Source organism: Clostridium frigoris, from assembly GCF_018861865.1.
GTDB classification, from domain to species: Bacteria; Bacillota; Clostridia; order Clostridiales; family Clostridiaceae; genus Clostridium_AD; species Clostridium_AD frigoris.
This window is the reverse complement of record NZ_JAHLDV010000019.1, coordinates 25,964-40,289: the sequence shown is the minus strand read 5'-3', so window position 1 is coordinate 40,289 and position 14,326 is coordinate 25,964. Positions and strand designations below refer to the sequence as shown.

At 31.1% G+C, this 14,326-nt stretch carries 13 protein-coding genes; 7 read left to right on the top strand and 6 right to left on the bottom strand.

Annotated features, from left to right (window positions below; genetic code table 11):
- Positions 1-40 precede the first annotated feature (40 nt).
- The 3 genes from KPL37_RS09990 to KPL37_RS09980 form a co-directional block, all read right to left on the bottom strand.
- Positions 41-328 carry a hypothetical protein gene (locus KPL37_RS09990; RefSeq protein ID WP_216148848.1) on the bottom strand — a complete coding sequence of 96 codons (288 nt, stop codon included), beginning with the start codon at positions 326-328 and terminating at the stop codon, positions 41-43.
- Between the two features lie 237 nt (positions 329-565).
- A complete protein-coding gene (locus KPL37_RS09985) occupies positions 566-865 on the bottom strand; it encodes a carboxypeptidase-like regulatory domain-containing protein (RefSeq protein ID WP_216148845.1) in 300 nt (99 codons plus the stop codon).
- A 28-nt stretch (positions 866-893) separates the two neighbouring features.
- The gene (locus tag KPL37_RS09980) at positions 894-2,018 is read right to left on the bottom strand and encodes a DUF2920 family protein (protein ID WP_216148842.1); all 1,125 of its coding nucleotides are present in this window, start codon (positions 2,016-2,018) and stop codon (positions 894-896) included.
- 221 nt (positions 2,019-2,239) lie between these two features.
- On the opposite strand from KPL37_RS09980, the gene KPL37_RS09975 reads away from it, so the two are divergent.
- Positions 2,240-3,979, top strand: coding sequence for an N-acetylmuramoyl-L-alanine amidase (locus KPL37_RS09975; protein WP_216148839.1), 1,740 nt, complete (start codon positions 2,240-2,242; stop codon positions 3,977-3,979).
- A 274-nt stretch (positions 3,980-4,253) separates the two neighbouring features.
- Positions 4,254-5,243, top strand: a complete 990-nt coding sequence (locus KPL37_RS09970) for an aromatic acid exporter family protein (RefSeq protein ID WP_425514035.1) — start codon at positions 4,254-4,256, stop codon at positions 5,241-5,243.
- An 83-nt stretch (positions 5,244-5,326) separates the two neighbouring features.
- Here the strand turns inward: KPL37_RS09970 and KPL37_RS09965 are convergent, their stop codons facing one another.
- Entirely contained in the window at positions 5,327-7,123 is a 1,797-nt protein-coding gene (locus KPL37_RS09965) for a penicillin-binding transpeptidase domain-containing protein (protein ID WP_216148836.1), read from the bottom strand.
- Positions 7,124-7,394: 271 nt separating this feature from the next.
- Between KPL37_RS09965 and KPL37_RS09960 the strand changes: the two genes are divergently transcribed.
- Positions 7,395-7,577 carry a hypothetical protein gene (locus KPL37_RS09960; protein WP_216148833.1) on the top strand — a complete coding sequence of 61 codons (183 nt, stop codon included), beginning with the start codon at positions 7,395-7,397 and terminating at the stop codon, positions 7,575-7,577.
- Between the two features lie 264 nt (positions 7,578-7,841).
- Here the strand turns inward: KPL37_RS09960 and KPL37_RS09950 are convergent, their stop codons facing one another.
- Entirely contained in the window at positions 7,842-8,843 is a 1,002-nt protein-coding gene (locus KPL37_RS09950; RefSeq protein ID WP_246578218.1) for a HAMP domain-containing sensor histidine kinase, read from the bottom strand.
- A 26-nt stretch (positions 8,844-8,869) separates the two neighbouring features.
- Positions 8,870-9,544 carry a response regulator transcription factor gene (locus KPL37_RS09945; RefSeq protein ID WP_216148827.1) on the bottom strand — a complete coding sequence of 225 codons (675 nt, stop codon included), beginning with the start codon at positions 9,542-9,544 and terminating at the stop codon, positions 8,870-8,872.
- Between the two features lie 146 nt (positions 9,545-9,690).
- Here KPL37_RS09945 and KPL37_RS09940 point away from each other — a divergent pair, with 146 nt between their 5' ends.
- From KPL37_RS09940 to KPL37_RS09925, 4 genes are all read left to right on the top strand, one after another.
- A complete protein-coding gene (locus tag KPL37_RS09940; protein WP_216148824.1) occupies positions 9,691-10,941 on the top strand; it encodes an ABC transporter ATP-binding protein/permease in 1,251 nt (416 codons plus the stop codon).
- Positions 10,942-11,008: 67 nt separating this feature from the next.
- Entirely contained in the window at positions 11,009-12,787 is a 1,779-nt protein-coding gene (gene dnaK / locus KPL37_RS09935) for a molecular chaperone DnaK (protein WP_216148821.1), read from the top strand.
- Between the two features lie 40 nt (positions 12,788-12,827).
- Positions 12,828-13,646, top strand: a complete 819-nt coding sequence (locus KPL37_RS09930; RefSeq protein WP_216148899.1) for a DUF5685 family protein — start codon at positions 12,828-12,830, stop codon at positions 13,644-13,646.
- Complete coding sequence (locus tag KPL37_RS09925; protein WP_246578217.1) at positions 13,646-14,311, top strand: J domain-containing protein; 666 nt, start codon at positions 13,646-13,648, stop codon at positions 14,309-14,311. The genes KPL37_RS09930 and KPL37_RS09925 overlap by 1 nt, the downstream gene beginning before the upstream one ends.
- Positions 14,312-14,326: the final 15 nt, after the last annotated feature.

Sequence of the window (14,326 nt, the reverse complement as noted above, 5' to 3'; positions counted from 1 at the left end):
CGAGGATGGGATAAAATCCCATCCATTTATTAGTTTTTTATTACTTGCCGTAAAATTTAATTTTTAATGCAACATTAGCTTTAACAGTAACTCCATATCTTCCTTGGCCATCTGTAAATGTTGTATGATTAGCTGAAGTACTTGTTGGATTTGTACTTTCCCAAACAGCAACTGCTCCACTAGCCATTGCTGTACCAGTTGGTGATAAAGCTGTTCCTTTTAATAGTGCCATTACCCAAGCAGACGTAGATATATTTTGCACAACCATTGTTCCAGAGTCAACTACTGTTGCAAGGATTGCTTTTGTTCTGGGTCTATAATTTGCCATAAATTTATTCCCCTTATCAATTTATTTTTTATCTTTATAATATATACGTTTCAATAACATTTCTACAATTACTTTACTTTTTAAACGAATTTTTTAATGGTAATTCTAAATGTGATTCTAAGATTGAAACATATATAATATAGTATATAAATCTGATAGTTTTTTGTTACTGGTCATGCTAAAAATTATTATTATATTTTATAGTAAACTATTAAGTATTTAGACTACAATCTCTATTTATCCTGGAGAATAAACAGTAACTCTGTAAAAACATTTTGATTTTAATGGAAGTGATATACCATAGCTACCATCTGATTGCGAAAAAGTTACTCCTATATTACTTTCTCTAGGTGGATTATAATGACTATCTATTAGAGTGATTTCTAAAGCAGCAGATGCTAGTGGGTCTCCTATAGGGTTAAAAACAAACCCTATTAATAGAAAGTATCGCTCATTAGCAAAATGAAAATCAAGATCAATAACTTCATTTCTATATAACTCATATCCTGTTAAAAATTTTCTTGCTACTGCGCACATGGTTTCATCTCCTTATAAATTACATATATTATTTACTATCTTTTATTAACTGTGGTAATCCGGAGCTATAATCTATTAAAAATCCACCGGGTATTCTAATAGTACTATCTATATTTAGTTTGTTATTCAAGAAAATATTATTACAGTGACTTTTATAGAATTTTTCAAATAATTTTGGAAAGTCAGCATCTAATCCATGGCTAGTAGATTTAAAAATTACATTATCAATATCTTCTTTTTTTATTAAGTTAAATACAACATTTGGAATATCCTTTACAGCTACGTATTTATCTTTTGCAGTTATCAAGTTATCATTCTCTCCATGATAAATCACTATTTTACATTTGTTTTCAAAGTTGTCATATAGATTTTTAATTCTTAATCCTTTTAGAGGCGACCTTGCAGTTCTTATTTTATAGTCATGTTTAACTACTAATACAGAATTTCCTCTAGTTGTTACTATATATCTAGGAGTATTACAATACACAGGGTATATCCAAGCAGAATTATCTAATAGATGTGTGTACAATCCTTTAGCCATTACATTGCATAAATAGCCTAAGTAACTACCATGAGAGTTTCCCATAATAATTATCTTATTAGTATTAAAATTAAGTTTTTTACGTTTTAGGTATTTTATGACTTTAATAGTTGCAACAATGTTATCTAAAGCTTGCATTACGCCCATATCATTAAAATTATCTATGGATTCATGAGAATTGCTTTTTACTATAATTTCATTTCTATATTTTAAATTACTATTTAGAAATTCATTTATATTAATATTATTATTTGAATAAATTCTTTTAGCCTTTTCATTGGTTGTGCTAATGTTTAATCTTATTAAATCTATGTTTTCTACAGTAAGATTTTCTAAACCTGCTTGCATATATTCATAACCAAAATAATCACATTGAATGGTTACAAGATTATATTTATCAGCGAATTCAGCTCGCATTTTTTTGTATACATTTGAATTGCATTGTGCACCATAACCTGCTATAAGGAGCAAAATTCCTGTGCTCTCATTAACTCCTTCATTAGGAATACTGTATTTAACATGAAATTTTCTTTTTTTATAATTATTTTGCAAATAGTTATCAACATAAATACTATTGTGACCATAACACACAACTCCATAATTTTTCGCCATAAAAATTCTCCTAAAAAAAGTATTTATATTAATATATGATTATTTTAATTGATGGTTCTTTTTAGTAAAGAAAAATCATAAAAAGTCATTTTTTTAAAAAAAATAAAAGTATTGAGATGAAAATAAATTTATAGTATAATAAGTTTGGAAATAAAACAACAATTTACATAATTACTTAAAATTATATAAATAGTTAAATATTAAAACTTAGGAGATGTAACATGAAAAAAATTTTTAAAGCATTTATAATTATGATTTTAGCATTAATTGTATGTATACCTATGCAAACAATGGTACAAGCTAGTACATTTACCAGTATGAGTTCTAAAAAAGATGTGGAAGTTAGTAAACCTTGGACAGTGAGTTTTAATAAGGCTTTAAGTGCTTCAACGGTAAATACCACGAATATTAAGGTGGTTGATGAGGATAATAATTACATAGACATTACAGTTGCCCTAGCTAATAGCAATAAAACTGTAGTAACTCAGCCTCTTAAAAGTTATGAGTATGGTAAAACATACACGTTAATAGTAACAAAGCAGGTTAAGTCTAGCGACGGAAAAGTTCTTCCTAGTGAAGTTAGAATGGATTTTACCACCAAAAGTTCACCTACTAAACCAAGTGAGTTTACGGTATGTATTGATCCAGCTCAATACTATAGTACAATCACTAGTAAAAGTGGTGTCAAAGCTAAGGATATAAATCTAAGTACAGCTTTAAAACTAGGTACAATATTAAAATCAAGAGGATTTAACGTAGTATATACAAGAGATAGCGATGCAGTGTCTTGGACTCAAGGTGGTGAAGATGATGCAAAAGCACTAATTGCTAAAAATGCAAATGCTGATGTGTTTTTAAGTATAAACACAAATTCCTATACTCCAGATGCTACTGCAAATGGGATTGAAACATATTACACAACTAACAAAAGTGCGAATAAGTTACTTGCGTCTTCGCTGCAAGCTGAACTAATAACAGCAACAAAAGCTAAGAATAGGGGAATACAAGTAGTAGGTAGCACAAGTAATTTTGCAATGTTAAATAAGACAAGCTGTCCTGGGATAGTTGCAGAGTTAGGATTCATAACTAATCCATCTGAAGAAATATTATTAGAAAGTCAGCAGTATCAAAATAATGCTGCAAAGGCAATAGCTAATGGGCTAATGAAATATGCTGGATTTGCAAATACTGACACTACTTATGATACTACTTCAACAGCAACCTGCGCTGCAGATATACTTGTTAATGTACAGGAAGGTGATAAATATACTTTGCCTGTAACTACAGATGTTACTATGAGTAATAATACTAAGAAAACACTTGGAGTAACATGGCTTAATAATGTATTAAATATAAGTGATATAGGTACTTACACCTATTATGGAAATATAAATGATACTAGTATAAAAGTAAAAGCTATAATTACTGTAGAAGCAGCAATTTCACCAACTACACCAGTTATAATAGCTACACCAATTTCAACAACTACACCAATTATAATAACTACACCGACTACAGAATTGCAATCTACAGTAATTGGAGAAAAGTTATTTATATATTTGACTCCATCAGCCAATGTTGTTAGCACACTAAATACAGCAATAAGATTGCATGGTGGAGTAACAATAAACAATTGTGTTTATTTTTCAAGTGAGGCAATGCGAAGAATAAGTGTACCAGTACCTATAGGGGTATGCAACACACATCAATATTTAACTTATTTAAATAGTAATAATTGGTCAAAAACAAAGGATATTAAACAGCTTACACCAGGAAGTCTTTGCTTTACAACAAATGATTGCACTGGATATCCTACACATACTTTTGTATTTATGGGATGGGTTAATGACGGAGATTACACTGTAGCATATGTTGCAGATAATCAAGGACATGCTGTACACACACGAAGTATGTTAGCAAAAGGTGATACTGATGCTTTCGCTTTCTTTATGTCCAAATAAATATAAAAATCATCAGTGATTGTGAACAAGTTGCCATCAGTTTCTTTTATAAAGGATGTAGATAGCGATTATTTGAATATATCTACGAACCACTTCTATATACATATATATAGAAGTGGTTCATTTTTTATATATTAAATTATATTAAAAACTAATAATTAATAAAATAGAATTTCAGTGATATAATAAAAGAATAATTGCCAGATTGCAAATATTAAAAACACATATTAACCTTGTTGTTAAAGAACAATATGAAAAGGAGAAAGATTAAGGAATGATGAAAAACCTTGAAATTAAAACAGTACAATCAAAAACATTTAAGATAGCATTATCTGCAACTATTGCAATTACTCTATCAAATTATATAGGACTAGAATTTGGAGTAACTTCAGGTATAATTGCGATATTAAGCATTCAAGATACCAAAAAAGAGGCACTATTAGTTGCAGGTAAGAGAATAATATCATCCACTATGGCTATACTTTTATCGTTTACGTTATATACACTACTTGGAAATAATCCTATGATATTTGGACTGTTTTTACTTATATTTATAACGTTAACCAATATTTCAAAAACCACCGAGGGAATGGTTATTGGTGCAGTATTATCAACACACCTTTTAACAAGTACAAATATTAATATTTTGTGGATTATAAATGAAGCAAAGTTAACTATAATAGGCATTGGTGTTGCAATGATATTTAATCTATATACTGCCTCTTTAGAGGAAGATTTTGAAAAAAATAAGGCGAAGATAGAAGAACAATATAGATTAATCTTATCAGATATGGCTGCTAGTTTAGTTACCCAAGCAGTACCAATTTATGAGCAAAATGTTCTTTTGACAGTTGAAAAACTAATTGTGAATACTAAATTAATGGCACAAAGAATAAATAATAATAATTTATTTAAAAGTAAAGATTATTATGGAAGTTATATAGATATGAGAATGCTACAACTAGATGCTATAAAAAGAATGAAAAGGCATTTTTCAAGGATTTATATGACCTATGAACAAACTACAATATTGTCAGAGTTCACAAATGATGTTGCATTCAATATTCATGAAGATAATGATTGTATTGAACTTATTAATAAGCTAGAACTACTTAGAAAAAATTATGAGACCATGGAACTACCAAAGGATAGAAATGAATTTGAAGCTAGAGCGTTATTATTTCAATTTTTAAATGATTTAGGGGATTTTCTAATTATTAAGAAGGAATTTAAAGAGATTTTTAGAAATACTTTTAAAATCTAAATAATGTAGTTTAATAGGAACTAAAATCTTCATTGCAAAGGATTTTAGTTCCTATTTATATTGATCTATTTCATATATTAGTTCTACTTAGCAGCATTTTTATCAACTGCTGTGTCTGCTTTATCTGGATTTATACCCATTATTGTAAATAGTTCTGCAAATATTTTTTTTGCTGCTGGTACTGCGGTAAGGGCCGCATAATAGCCGTTTGAATTTGGTTCTTCTACAGTAACTATTAAGCTGACTTGGGGTTTACTTGCAGGGGCTAGGCCTGCAAAAGATGATACATATTTACCTTGTATATAACCACCGCTAACGTTATTAACTTCATTAGCAGTTCCTGTCTTACCACCTATATGATAACCTGCCATATAGGTTCCTTTAGCAGTTCCTTTTTTAACAACGGTCTCCAAATAGGTTCTTAATAAAGCTGCTTTGTCACTGCTCATTATAGTTTTTTTGTTAAGATTAGTGTATTGTTTGTTCACAACTTTTTTACCATTTTCAGTATGAGATATATCTTTCATAACATGAGGTGTTATCCATGTCCCACCATTAGCAACTGCATTAAATGCGGCCATATACTGTATCTGAGTAACAGCAACACCTTGTCCATATGACATTGTAGCAAGATCAAGTGGTGTAATACTTTTTAAATCTTTTACCAATCCTGTACCTTCTCCAGGTAAGTCTATATTGGTTTTAGCACCAAACCCAGCATTTTTTGTAAATTTATAAAAAGCATCCTTTCCAATCATCTGTCCCAGCTTTATAAATCCTACATTGTCAGAATTTTTTAATATGTCTGAAAAAGTTTCAACACCATACTCTTCTTTATTATCATTATACAATGTTGTATTACCAAATTTTATACTACCATTATTTACAAAAAGATCTTTATCAGTTACAGAGTTACTTTGAAGTCCAGCAGCGGCAGTAATAACCTTAAAAATCGATCCTGGCTCAAATACATCGCTTACAGCTTTGTTTTTCCATGATTCAACTGCTTGACTATTTGTATCACCTTGCGCATATGGATCATCTAAATTATAATTAGGTAAATTTGCCATTGCTAAAACTTCACCATTATTTGGATTCATAATTGTTATACTTACAGATTTGGCAGCATTTTCTGTTAATGTTTCCTTAGCTACTCGTTCAGCTAACTCTTGAATTCGTTCATCTATAGTTAAGGTCAAATCATTTCCATCTACAGGTTTAACAGTTAAAGCCTCAGTATAAGGTAATTCATTGTTATACCTATCCATCTGAACTACTTTCATGCCAGGAGTCCCTGCGAGATCAGTGTTATAGCTCATCTCTACTCCATTAACTCCAGAACCATTTAAATTAGTATGCCCTATGACCTGAGATAGAAAACTAGCATTTGGATATACTCTTTCAACATCATCTGAAATTATTATTCCATTATATTTTAAACTTTTAATAGAAGTTACAACTTTTTGCTCAACCTTCCTTTTAATTGATACGAATTGAAGTAATTCGCCTTTTTTGTTTTCTGTATTCAATATCTTTTCAATAGCGCTACTTTTTACATTAAGAATTTTTGCTAATTTTTCAGAGGCTTGTTTTTCAGGTATTTTATTATCAACTAAATACTTATTTAATACAGTTAAATCTGCATCTACCCTATAAACATTCATGCTTAATACCAGGTCAAAACCATTTCTGTCTAGAATTGAACCTCTAGAAGGAGCTATGGTTATACTTTTAGTTTGTTGTTGTACTGCTAGTGTTTTGTAATTAGATCCATTAATGGCCATTACATAAAATAGTCTGCCAACTAAAATGATGAATACTAAAGAAAATACTATACCTATTCCAAAAATTCTTTTTACTTTATGTTTTCTTTTTTTCAATTTGCTCACCAACTTGATTTATATTTTAGTTTTAAAAGATGAATATTAAATCATTTTTCTATTTATACATATATTCTACTTGCTAGTTATGAATAAACTATGAAGACATTTTTTAGCTAAATATAGAATATATTAATTACTACTTTAAACAATAATATATCAGAACATAATAATCAACATAATTTTAAAAATTTTCTAGTAAATTTGTATATATTGTATTCGATTACAAAATATGGTATAGTTATAGTAATATATATAAGGGGTGATTATTATGATTACATTATTTATTTATAGCTTTACAATAATAGTAACACTTATCGGATTAATGGTTACAGTTTTAGGTAAAATAGACAAAAAGAAAATAATAAAACAAACAAAACTAATACATGAACAAGTGCATTTAAAAGATTTAAAGTATAAAGAAATTTCAGACAATATGAATTGTAAAATTTAAGAAGGTATTTTAGAGAAGAGATTTAATGCTAGAATGTATATATTAGAAATAATTTAATATTTTTAGATACTCAATAAAATAAAGTAACACTTGTTTGTAGACAGGTGTTACTTTTTTCGTCGTTTTATCAAAAGAATAGGGATTTATTGACTAATGATGGAGGAATCATGCAGAAATTCAAAAAAGGTATGTTAAAAGTGGTCAAGCAATTCAAGGTGGGTCTACAATTACGCAACAATTGATTCATAATACTCTTTTAAGTAATTAAATTTTAGGAAGTTTTACGGTAAATATTGTACCCTGATTGATTTTACTTTCCACTGTGATTTCACCACTACTAAGCTCTATAATTCGCTTAACGATTGAAAGGCCAAGGCCATTACCTGGTGATGTGTGTGATCTATCTCCTTGATAAAATTTATCGAAAATATGCTTCAATGTATTATCATCCATGCCATTACCATCATTGCTTATTTTAAACTCTATATCATCAAGGGTTTCATGGCACTCGATTGTTATATTGCCGTTATCTTTTGAGTTTTTTATTGCGTTTTCAATGAGATTTATCCAAAGATGTGAGAGCATCTCTATATTTCCATAAATTTTAATATTATCCAAATTAAGATTGATTTCTATATTTTTCGTGCTCCATTGATTTTCAAGAAGTATTATGCAATTTCGAATTTGTTCATCCAGTTCATATTCTGTTTGATTTGTAATAATTCGTTGATTCTCAAATTGGGTAAGGACAAGAATATTTGCAGACATATTAGTTAGACGCTGGGATTCATTTATAATAATATCAGTGTATTCTTTTCGCTTTAAGACTTCAAGATTATCATTTTTTAGTTGCTTCGCAAAGCCCCTAATTGAAACAATTGGTGTCTTGAATTCGTGAGAAAAGTTATTGATAAAATCATTACGAAACATTTCTATACTGCTAAGTTCTTCTGTCATATGATTAAAATTTCTAAGTAAATCCGCTATTTCAGATTGAGAGCTTAATTCTTGTACACGAATGCTAAAGTCTCCCGTAGATACTATTTTAGTTGCCTTAATAAGTTGATTAAGAGGTTTCAATATGTTTTTACTTGCTACAGCCGAAATTGAAGTTCCTATAATTATACTAACAAACAATGCAATAAACTGAGAAATAATTGGTGCAAGTACAGGAAATGCGAAAATGCCGGTTGAATACAAAAAAAGAAAACTTAACCATGTTAATAATCCTGCAGATATCATAATACAAAATACAAGAAAGACCATTGTGATTTTTAGAGATTTTATTCTATTCATGCTTTTGTCACCGCCTTGTAACCAAGGCCTCGAACTGTAATAATTTCAAAATCAGAATTATCTTTAAAGCGGTCACGCAAACGATTTATGTGAACGTCTACCGTGCGTTCATCTGTACCTGAGTTCATATCCCATATTTCATCCATCAAACTTCGCCTGGTAAAAATTTTGTTTTGATAGGCCAACAATTTGTATAATAGCATGAATTCTTTATTGGGTAATTCCGTAGTATTATCATTTTGAAAAACGGTAAGTGCATCGTAATTTAAAATAGTTTTTCCAACTGTAAGTTTATGTTCATTTACGATTTTAGATCGACGAAGTAGTGCTACAATTCGAAGAATCATTTCCTCCTCGTCAATGGGCTTAACCATATAATCATCTGTTCCAACAATAAAACCTTCCTTTTTATCAGCATGAGTTTCTTTTGCTGTTACCATTAATATTGGTAAAGTGTTATTACAGCTACGTAGCGTGACCGTTAATTCATAACCATTCATACGTGGCATCATAATGTCGAGAACAATCAAATCAACATGATGATTATCCATTTTATCAAGTGCGTCTATCCCGTCACTAGCTAGAATAACTTCATAACCGTTTTGAACCAATACCTCTTCCATTAATTTTCTTGTATTTTTATCATCTTCTACAACCAAGATTTGAAACATTTGAAAGCCCCCTTCTTATCCTTATATTATGATAGTTTATCAATTTATTGTAAATAGTTTTTTTTAGATTTTAGCCTCAGTTTATATTCAGTTAATATTGGTAATATATAATTAAAGATATAATATAGAAGAAAGGAGTCTATTGAATGCTGATTCTTAAAAACATTGTAAAAGAATACACAGCAGGAAATATAAGAATAAAAGCCTTAAAAGGTATAAATATTGACTTCAGAGAGAATGAATTGGTATCTATATTGGGACCGCCAAATTGTGGGAAAACAACTATGTTGAACATTATTGGTGGTCTTGATATATATACAAGTGGTAATTTATCTATAAATGGAAGATCCACAAAGGGATTTTCAAATAGAGATTGGGATACTTATCGTAATAATGCTATAGGGTTGGTGTTTCATAGATATAACTTGATTTCACATGAGACTGTACTTGCAAATGCTGAGCTTACTATGAAACTTTCTGGTGCAAGAAAATTTGAGCGCCGAAAAAGAGCAATTGCAGTTCTAAAAAAAGTTAGCATTTGTGATAAGTTTAATAAAAAGCCAAATCAAATGTCCTATGGTGAGATGCAACGTGTTACAATTGCAAGAGCGCTGGTAAACGACCCAGATATTTTGCTTGCTTATGAACCAACGGGAACACTTGACTTAGAAACAAGTATAAAAATTATGAAAATTCTAAAAGAAATTTCAAAAGATAAACTGGTCATTATTGTTACTAATAATTTGGAGCTTGCACAGAAGTATTCTTCAAGAATTATAAAACTTTTTGACGGTAAGGTAATTGATGATTCTAATCCTTATCATGTGGTTGTAGAAAAGCCAGTAAAAAATGAGAATAAAAAAAAGAAAAATGGTAAAAAACCTTCTATGAATTTATTAACTGCTTTGTCCCTAAGTGTTAACAGCTTGATGACCAAAAAAGAAAAAACTTTCATAACTTCATTTATTGCAAGCTGTGGTATCATAGGAATTGCAATTATTTTGTTGCTTTCAAGCGGTGCTACGCCGTACATTATGAAAATTAGGTTCAAATTGATTGTATTTTCATTAATTTTACTTGGAATATCTTTAACTATGATTAGTACTAGTATAGGTATCTCTGCTTTGGAGAGGACTAAGGAGATAGGTGTATTACGTAGTATAGGTGTTTCTAGGAAAGGTATTTTCCTTGTTTTTAATGCTGAAACACTTGTTGTTGGTTTTGTTTCTGATGTAATAGGGTATTGTTTTATATGTGTTTTTGGTATTTTAAAACTGCATGTGATTGGCTGGATGGTACTTGTTGCCGGTAGTACAATAGTTCACCTTATGGCAGGTCTTATACCATCCATAATTGCAGCAAAGAAAGATTACTTTGCCATCACTAAAAGGGACTAATAAATATAAAAATTATAGAGATTATACGTTATTTGAAAGAAAATATTTTATAAAAGGAGAGAACATTATGTCTAAAGTAATAGGTATTGATTTAGGAACAACAAATTCTTGCGTGGCTGTAATGGAAGGCGGGGAGGCTGTCATAATTCCTAATGCAGAGGGCGGCCGTACAACTCCATCTATAATTGCATTTTCTAAAACAGGTGAGAGACTAATAGGTGAGCCTGCAAAGCATCAGATAGTTACTAATCATGAGCGTACAATAAGTTCCATTAAACGTGAAATGGGCAGTGACTACAGGGCTAATATTGATGGTAAGAAATATTCACCACAAGAACTTTCCGCAATGATACTTCAAAAACTTAAAACCGATGCAGAAAGCTATCTTGGCGAAACTGTAACTGACGCTGTAATTACAGTGCCTGCATATTTCACAGATGCACAAAGGCAAGCAACTAAAGATTCAGGTAAAATTGCTGGCTTAAATGTACAACGAATCATTAATGAGCCTACAGCTGCTGCAGTTGCTTATGGTGTAGATAAAGAAACACCTCAAAAAGTCATGGTGTACGATTTTGGAGGAGGCACATTTGATGTGTCTGTTCTTGACATCAATAATGGAGTTATTGAAGTACTTGCTACTGCAGGAAATAATCGTTTAGGCGGTGATGATTTTGACAAATGCGTAGTTGATTATCTTGCAGATGAATTTAAAAAGGAAAACCATTTTAATATTAAAAAAGACGCTACTGCTATGCAACGTGTAAAGGAAGCGGCAGAAATAGCAAAAGTTGAACTAAGCGGTATGACATCAACGCAGGTAAATCTTCCCTTTATTACTTCAAATAAGTCAGGTCCAGTACATATGAATATTACATTAACAAGGGCAAAATTTGATGAACTTACAATGAAGCTTGTGGAGGCAACAATGGATCCGATGCACCAGGCAATGCGTGATTCTGGGCTCAATATATCAGAAATTAGCAAGGTTTTACTTGTGGGAGGGTCTAGTCGAATTCCAGCAGTGCAAGCGAGTGTTAAAAAATTTATAGGCAAGGAACCGTTTAAAGGTATTAATCCTGATGAATGTGTTGCCATGGGTGCTGCGTTTCAAGCTGGGGTCCTTGTAGGTGTTGTAAAAGGATTGTTACTTTTGGATGTAACACCACTTTCTCTAGGAATCGAAACTATGGGTGGAGTTTTTTCTAGAATTATTGATCGTAACACAACGCTTCCAATAAAAAGAAGCCAAGTTTTCACTACCAGTGGTAATTTTCAAACATCTGTTGAAATTCATGTTTTGCAGGGTGAACGTGAAATGGCAAAGAGCAATAAAACATTAGGTAAATTTAAACTAAAAGGTATTCGCCGTGCACCAAGAGGCGTTCCACAAATTGAGGTATCATTCAGTATTGATGCAAATGGTATTGTTAATGTATCTGCGAAAGATTTGGGAACTGGCAAAGAACAAAACATTAATATTACTGCTACGTCAAATCTTAGTCAAACAGAAATTGATCAAGCTATTCTTGATGCAAAGAAGTTCTCTAGCGAGGATGCAAAAAATAAAGAAGAAGCCACAATAAAAGATCAGGCGGAACAGTTAATTTATAAGGCATCAGTAGTTATGAAAAAGATAGACAAAAATGACAGCTCAGTTATAAAAGAATCTGTTAAAAACACCAAGAAAGCATTGAAGGGCAAAGATAAAACTCAAATGGTTGAAGCCGTAAATGAGTTATCCAAAGTGTTAGAAGAAATGGAGCGCAAAGTTCCACATGATGATATTTCAAATACCACAAGTAATAATGAAGAGAATGAAGATAATAAAGATAATGAAAAGTAACAGTTGTAGGTGAAGTATATAAATAAGGTGGGTGAATAGTATGTTTGGTTATGTAGTGGTGAATGTGGAGAAGTTAACACTTGAAGAGAAAGAAAGATATAGAGCCTTTTATTGTGGATTATGTAAGACTCTAGGAACTAGAAGCGGGGTAATAAGTCGTTTCACACTTACTTATGACATGACTTTTCTTGTTTTATTTCTTTCTGCTCTTTATAAGACTGATACTGCAATGCAAACTGAGAGGTGCATCATTCATCCTTTGAAGCTACATGAATATTGCCAAAATGAAATTACGGAGTATGGGGCTGACATGAATGTAGTACTTGCCTATTACAAGTTTCTTGACGATTGGACAGATGATAATAATATATTGTCACTCAGCGCGGCAAAACTGTTTGAACGTCAATATAAGCGCATTGAAAGGCAATACCCAAATCAATGCAAGGCAATTAGCAAGTGCCTTCGTGAGCTTTACGAATTAGAAAAATCAGGAGAGCTTAACCCAGATGTTCCTGCAAATTGTTTTGGTGAACTAATGGGCGAAATTTTTGTTTTAAGAGAAGATGAATATTCTAAGAAATTACGAACATTTGCAACATCGCTAGGTAAGTTTATTTATATAATGGATGGTTGTATGGATTTAAAGGCTGATATAAAAAATGAGCGCTATAATCCGATGATTATGTCATCGTCTGAAAATTTTTATGACATTTTAAACCTGCTTATGGCTGACTGCATCGAAAATTATAAAGATTTACCAATTAATCAGGATAAAGGATTGATTGAAAACATTTTATATTCAGGTGTTTGGACAAAGTATGAAGCAGAAAAAAACAAGACAAAAGGGGTGCACAAATAATGATATCTGATCCTTACGAAGTGCTTGGTGTTTCTTCAACTGATTCGAAGGAAGAAATTACTAAAGCTTATCGCAAACTAGCGAAAAAATACCATCCAGATTTGAATCAAGGGGATAAAGATGCCACAAGAAAAATGAGTGAGATTAACGCTGCTTATGAACAGATAAAAAGAGGTAAAACTACCCAAAATAGTAGTGGGGGAGCTTCTGGTGATCAGAATTCATATGGTAATGGGAATAGTTCTTATGGAGGAGAGAATCCATTTAGAGACTTCAACCCTTTTGAAGGATTTGGTTCTTTCAATGGTGGTCAGAAGCAAAGACATGAATATTCCGAATTTGATTCGGTTACTAGTTATTTGAATGCTGGATATTTTAATGAAGCACTTAATGTGCTAAATGATATCACAACTAGGAATGCAAATTGGTACTATTACAGTGCAATTGCAAATTCTGGTGTAGGCAATACAATTACAACATTAAATCACGCAAAAACAGCAGTTCAAATGGAACCAAGTAATCTTGAATATCAAAGATTATTAAATCAAATACAAAATGGTGGTCGTGCATATCAGCAGCAAAGTCAGGATTTTGGTATGCCAACAATCAGTTTTAATAAGATATGTTTAGCTATTTGTTTTGCAAAAATGTTCTGTGGGTGCTGATGACAAAAGTATTAA

What these genes read in the sequence shown, in the direction of transcription:
- KPL37_RS09970 (WP_425514035.1), top strand. Translation starts at nt 4,254, where the DNA reads ATGATGAAAAACCTTGAAATTAAAACAGTACAATCAAAAACATTTAAG.
- KPL37_RS09945 (WP_216148827.1), bottom strand. Translation starts at nt 9,544, where the DNA reads ATGTTTCAAATCTTGGTTGTAGAAGATGATAAAAATACAAGAAAATTA.
- KPL37_RS09950 (WP_246578218.1), bottom strand. Translation starts at nt 8,843, where the DNA reads ATGGTCTTTCTTGTATTTTGTATTATGATATCTGCAGGATTATTAACA.
- KPL37_RS09940 (WP_216148824.1), top strand. Translation starts at nt 9,691, where the DNA reads ATGCTGATTCTTAAAAACATTGTAAAAGAATACACAGCAGGAAATATA.
- dnaK (WP_216148821.1), top strand. Translation starts at nt 11,009, where the DNA reads ATGTCTAAAGTAATAGGTATTGATTTAGGAACAACAAATTCTTGCGTG.
- KPL37_RS09925 (WP_246578217.1), top strand. Translation starts at nt 13,646, where the DNA reads ATGATATCTGATCCTTACGAAGTGCTTGGTGTTTCTTCAACTGATTCG.
- KPL37_RS09985 (WP_216148845.1), bottom strand. Translation starts at nt 865, where the DNA reads ATGTGCGCAGTAGCAAGAAAATTTTTAACAGGATATGAGTTATATAGA.
- KPL37_RS09960 (WP_216148833.1), top strand. Translation starts at nt 7,395, where the DNA reads ATGATTACATTATTTATTTATAGCTTTACAATAATAGTAACACTTATC.
- KPL37_RS09930 (WP_216148899.1), top strand. Translation starts at nt 12,828, where the DNA reads ATGTTTGGTTATGTAGTGGTGAATGTGGAGAAGTTAACACTTGAAGAG.
- KPL37_RS09990 (WP_216148848.1), bottom strand. Translation starts at nt 328, where the DNA reads ATGGCAAATTATAGACCCAGAACAAAAGCAATCCTTGCAACAGTAGTT.
- KPL37_RS09975 (WP_216148839.1), top strand. Translation starts at nt 2,240, where the DNA reads ATGAAAAAAATTTTTAAAGCATTTATAATTATGATTTTAGCATTAATT.
- KPL37_RS09980 (WP_216148842.1), bottom strand. Translation starts at nt 2,018, where the DNA reads ATGGCGAAAAATTATGGAGTTGTGTGTTATGGTCACAATAGTATTTAT.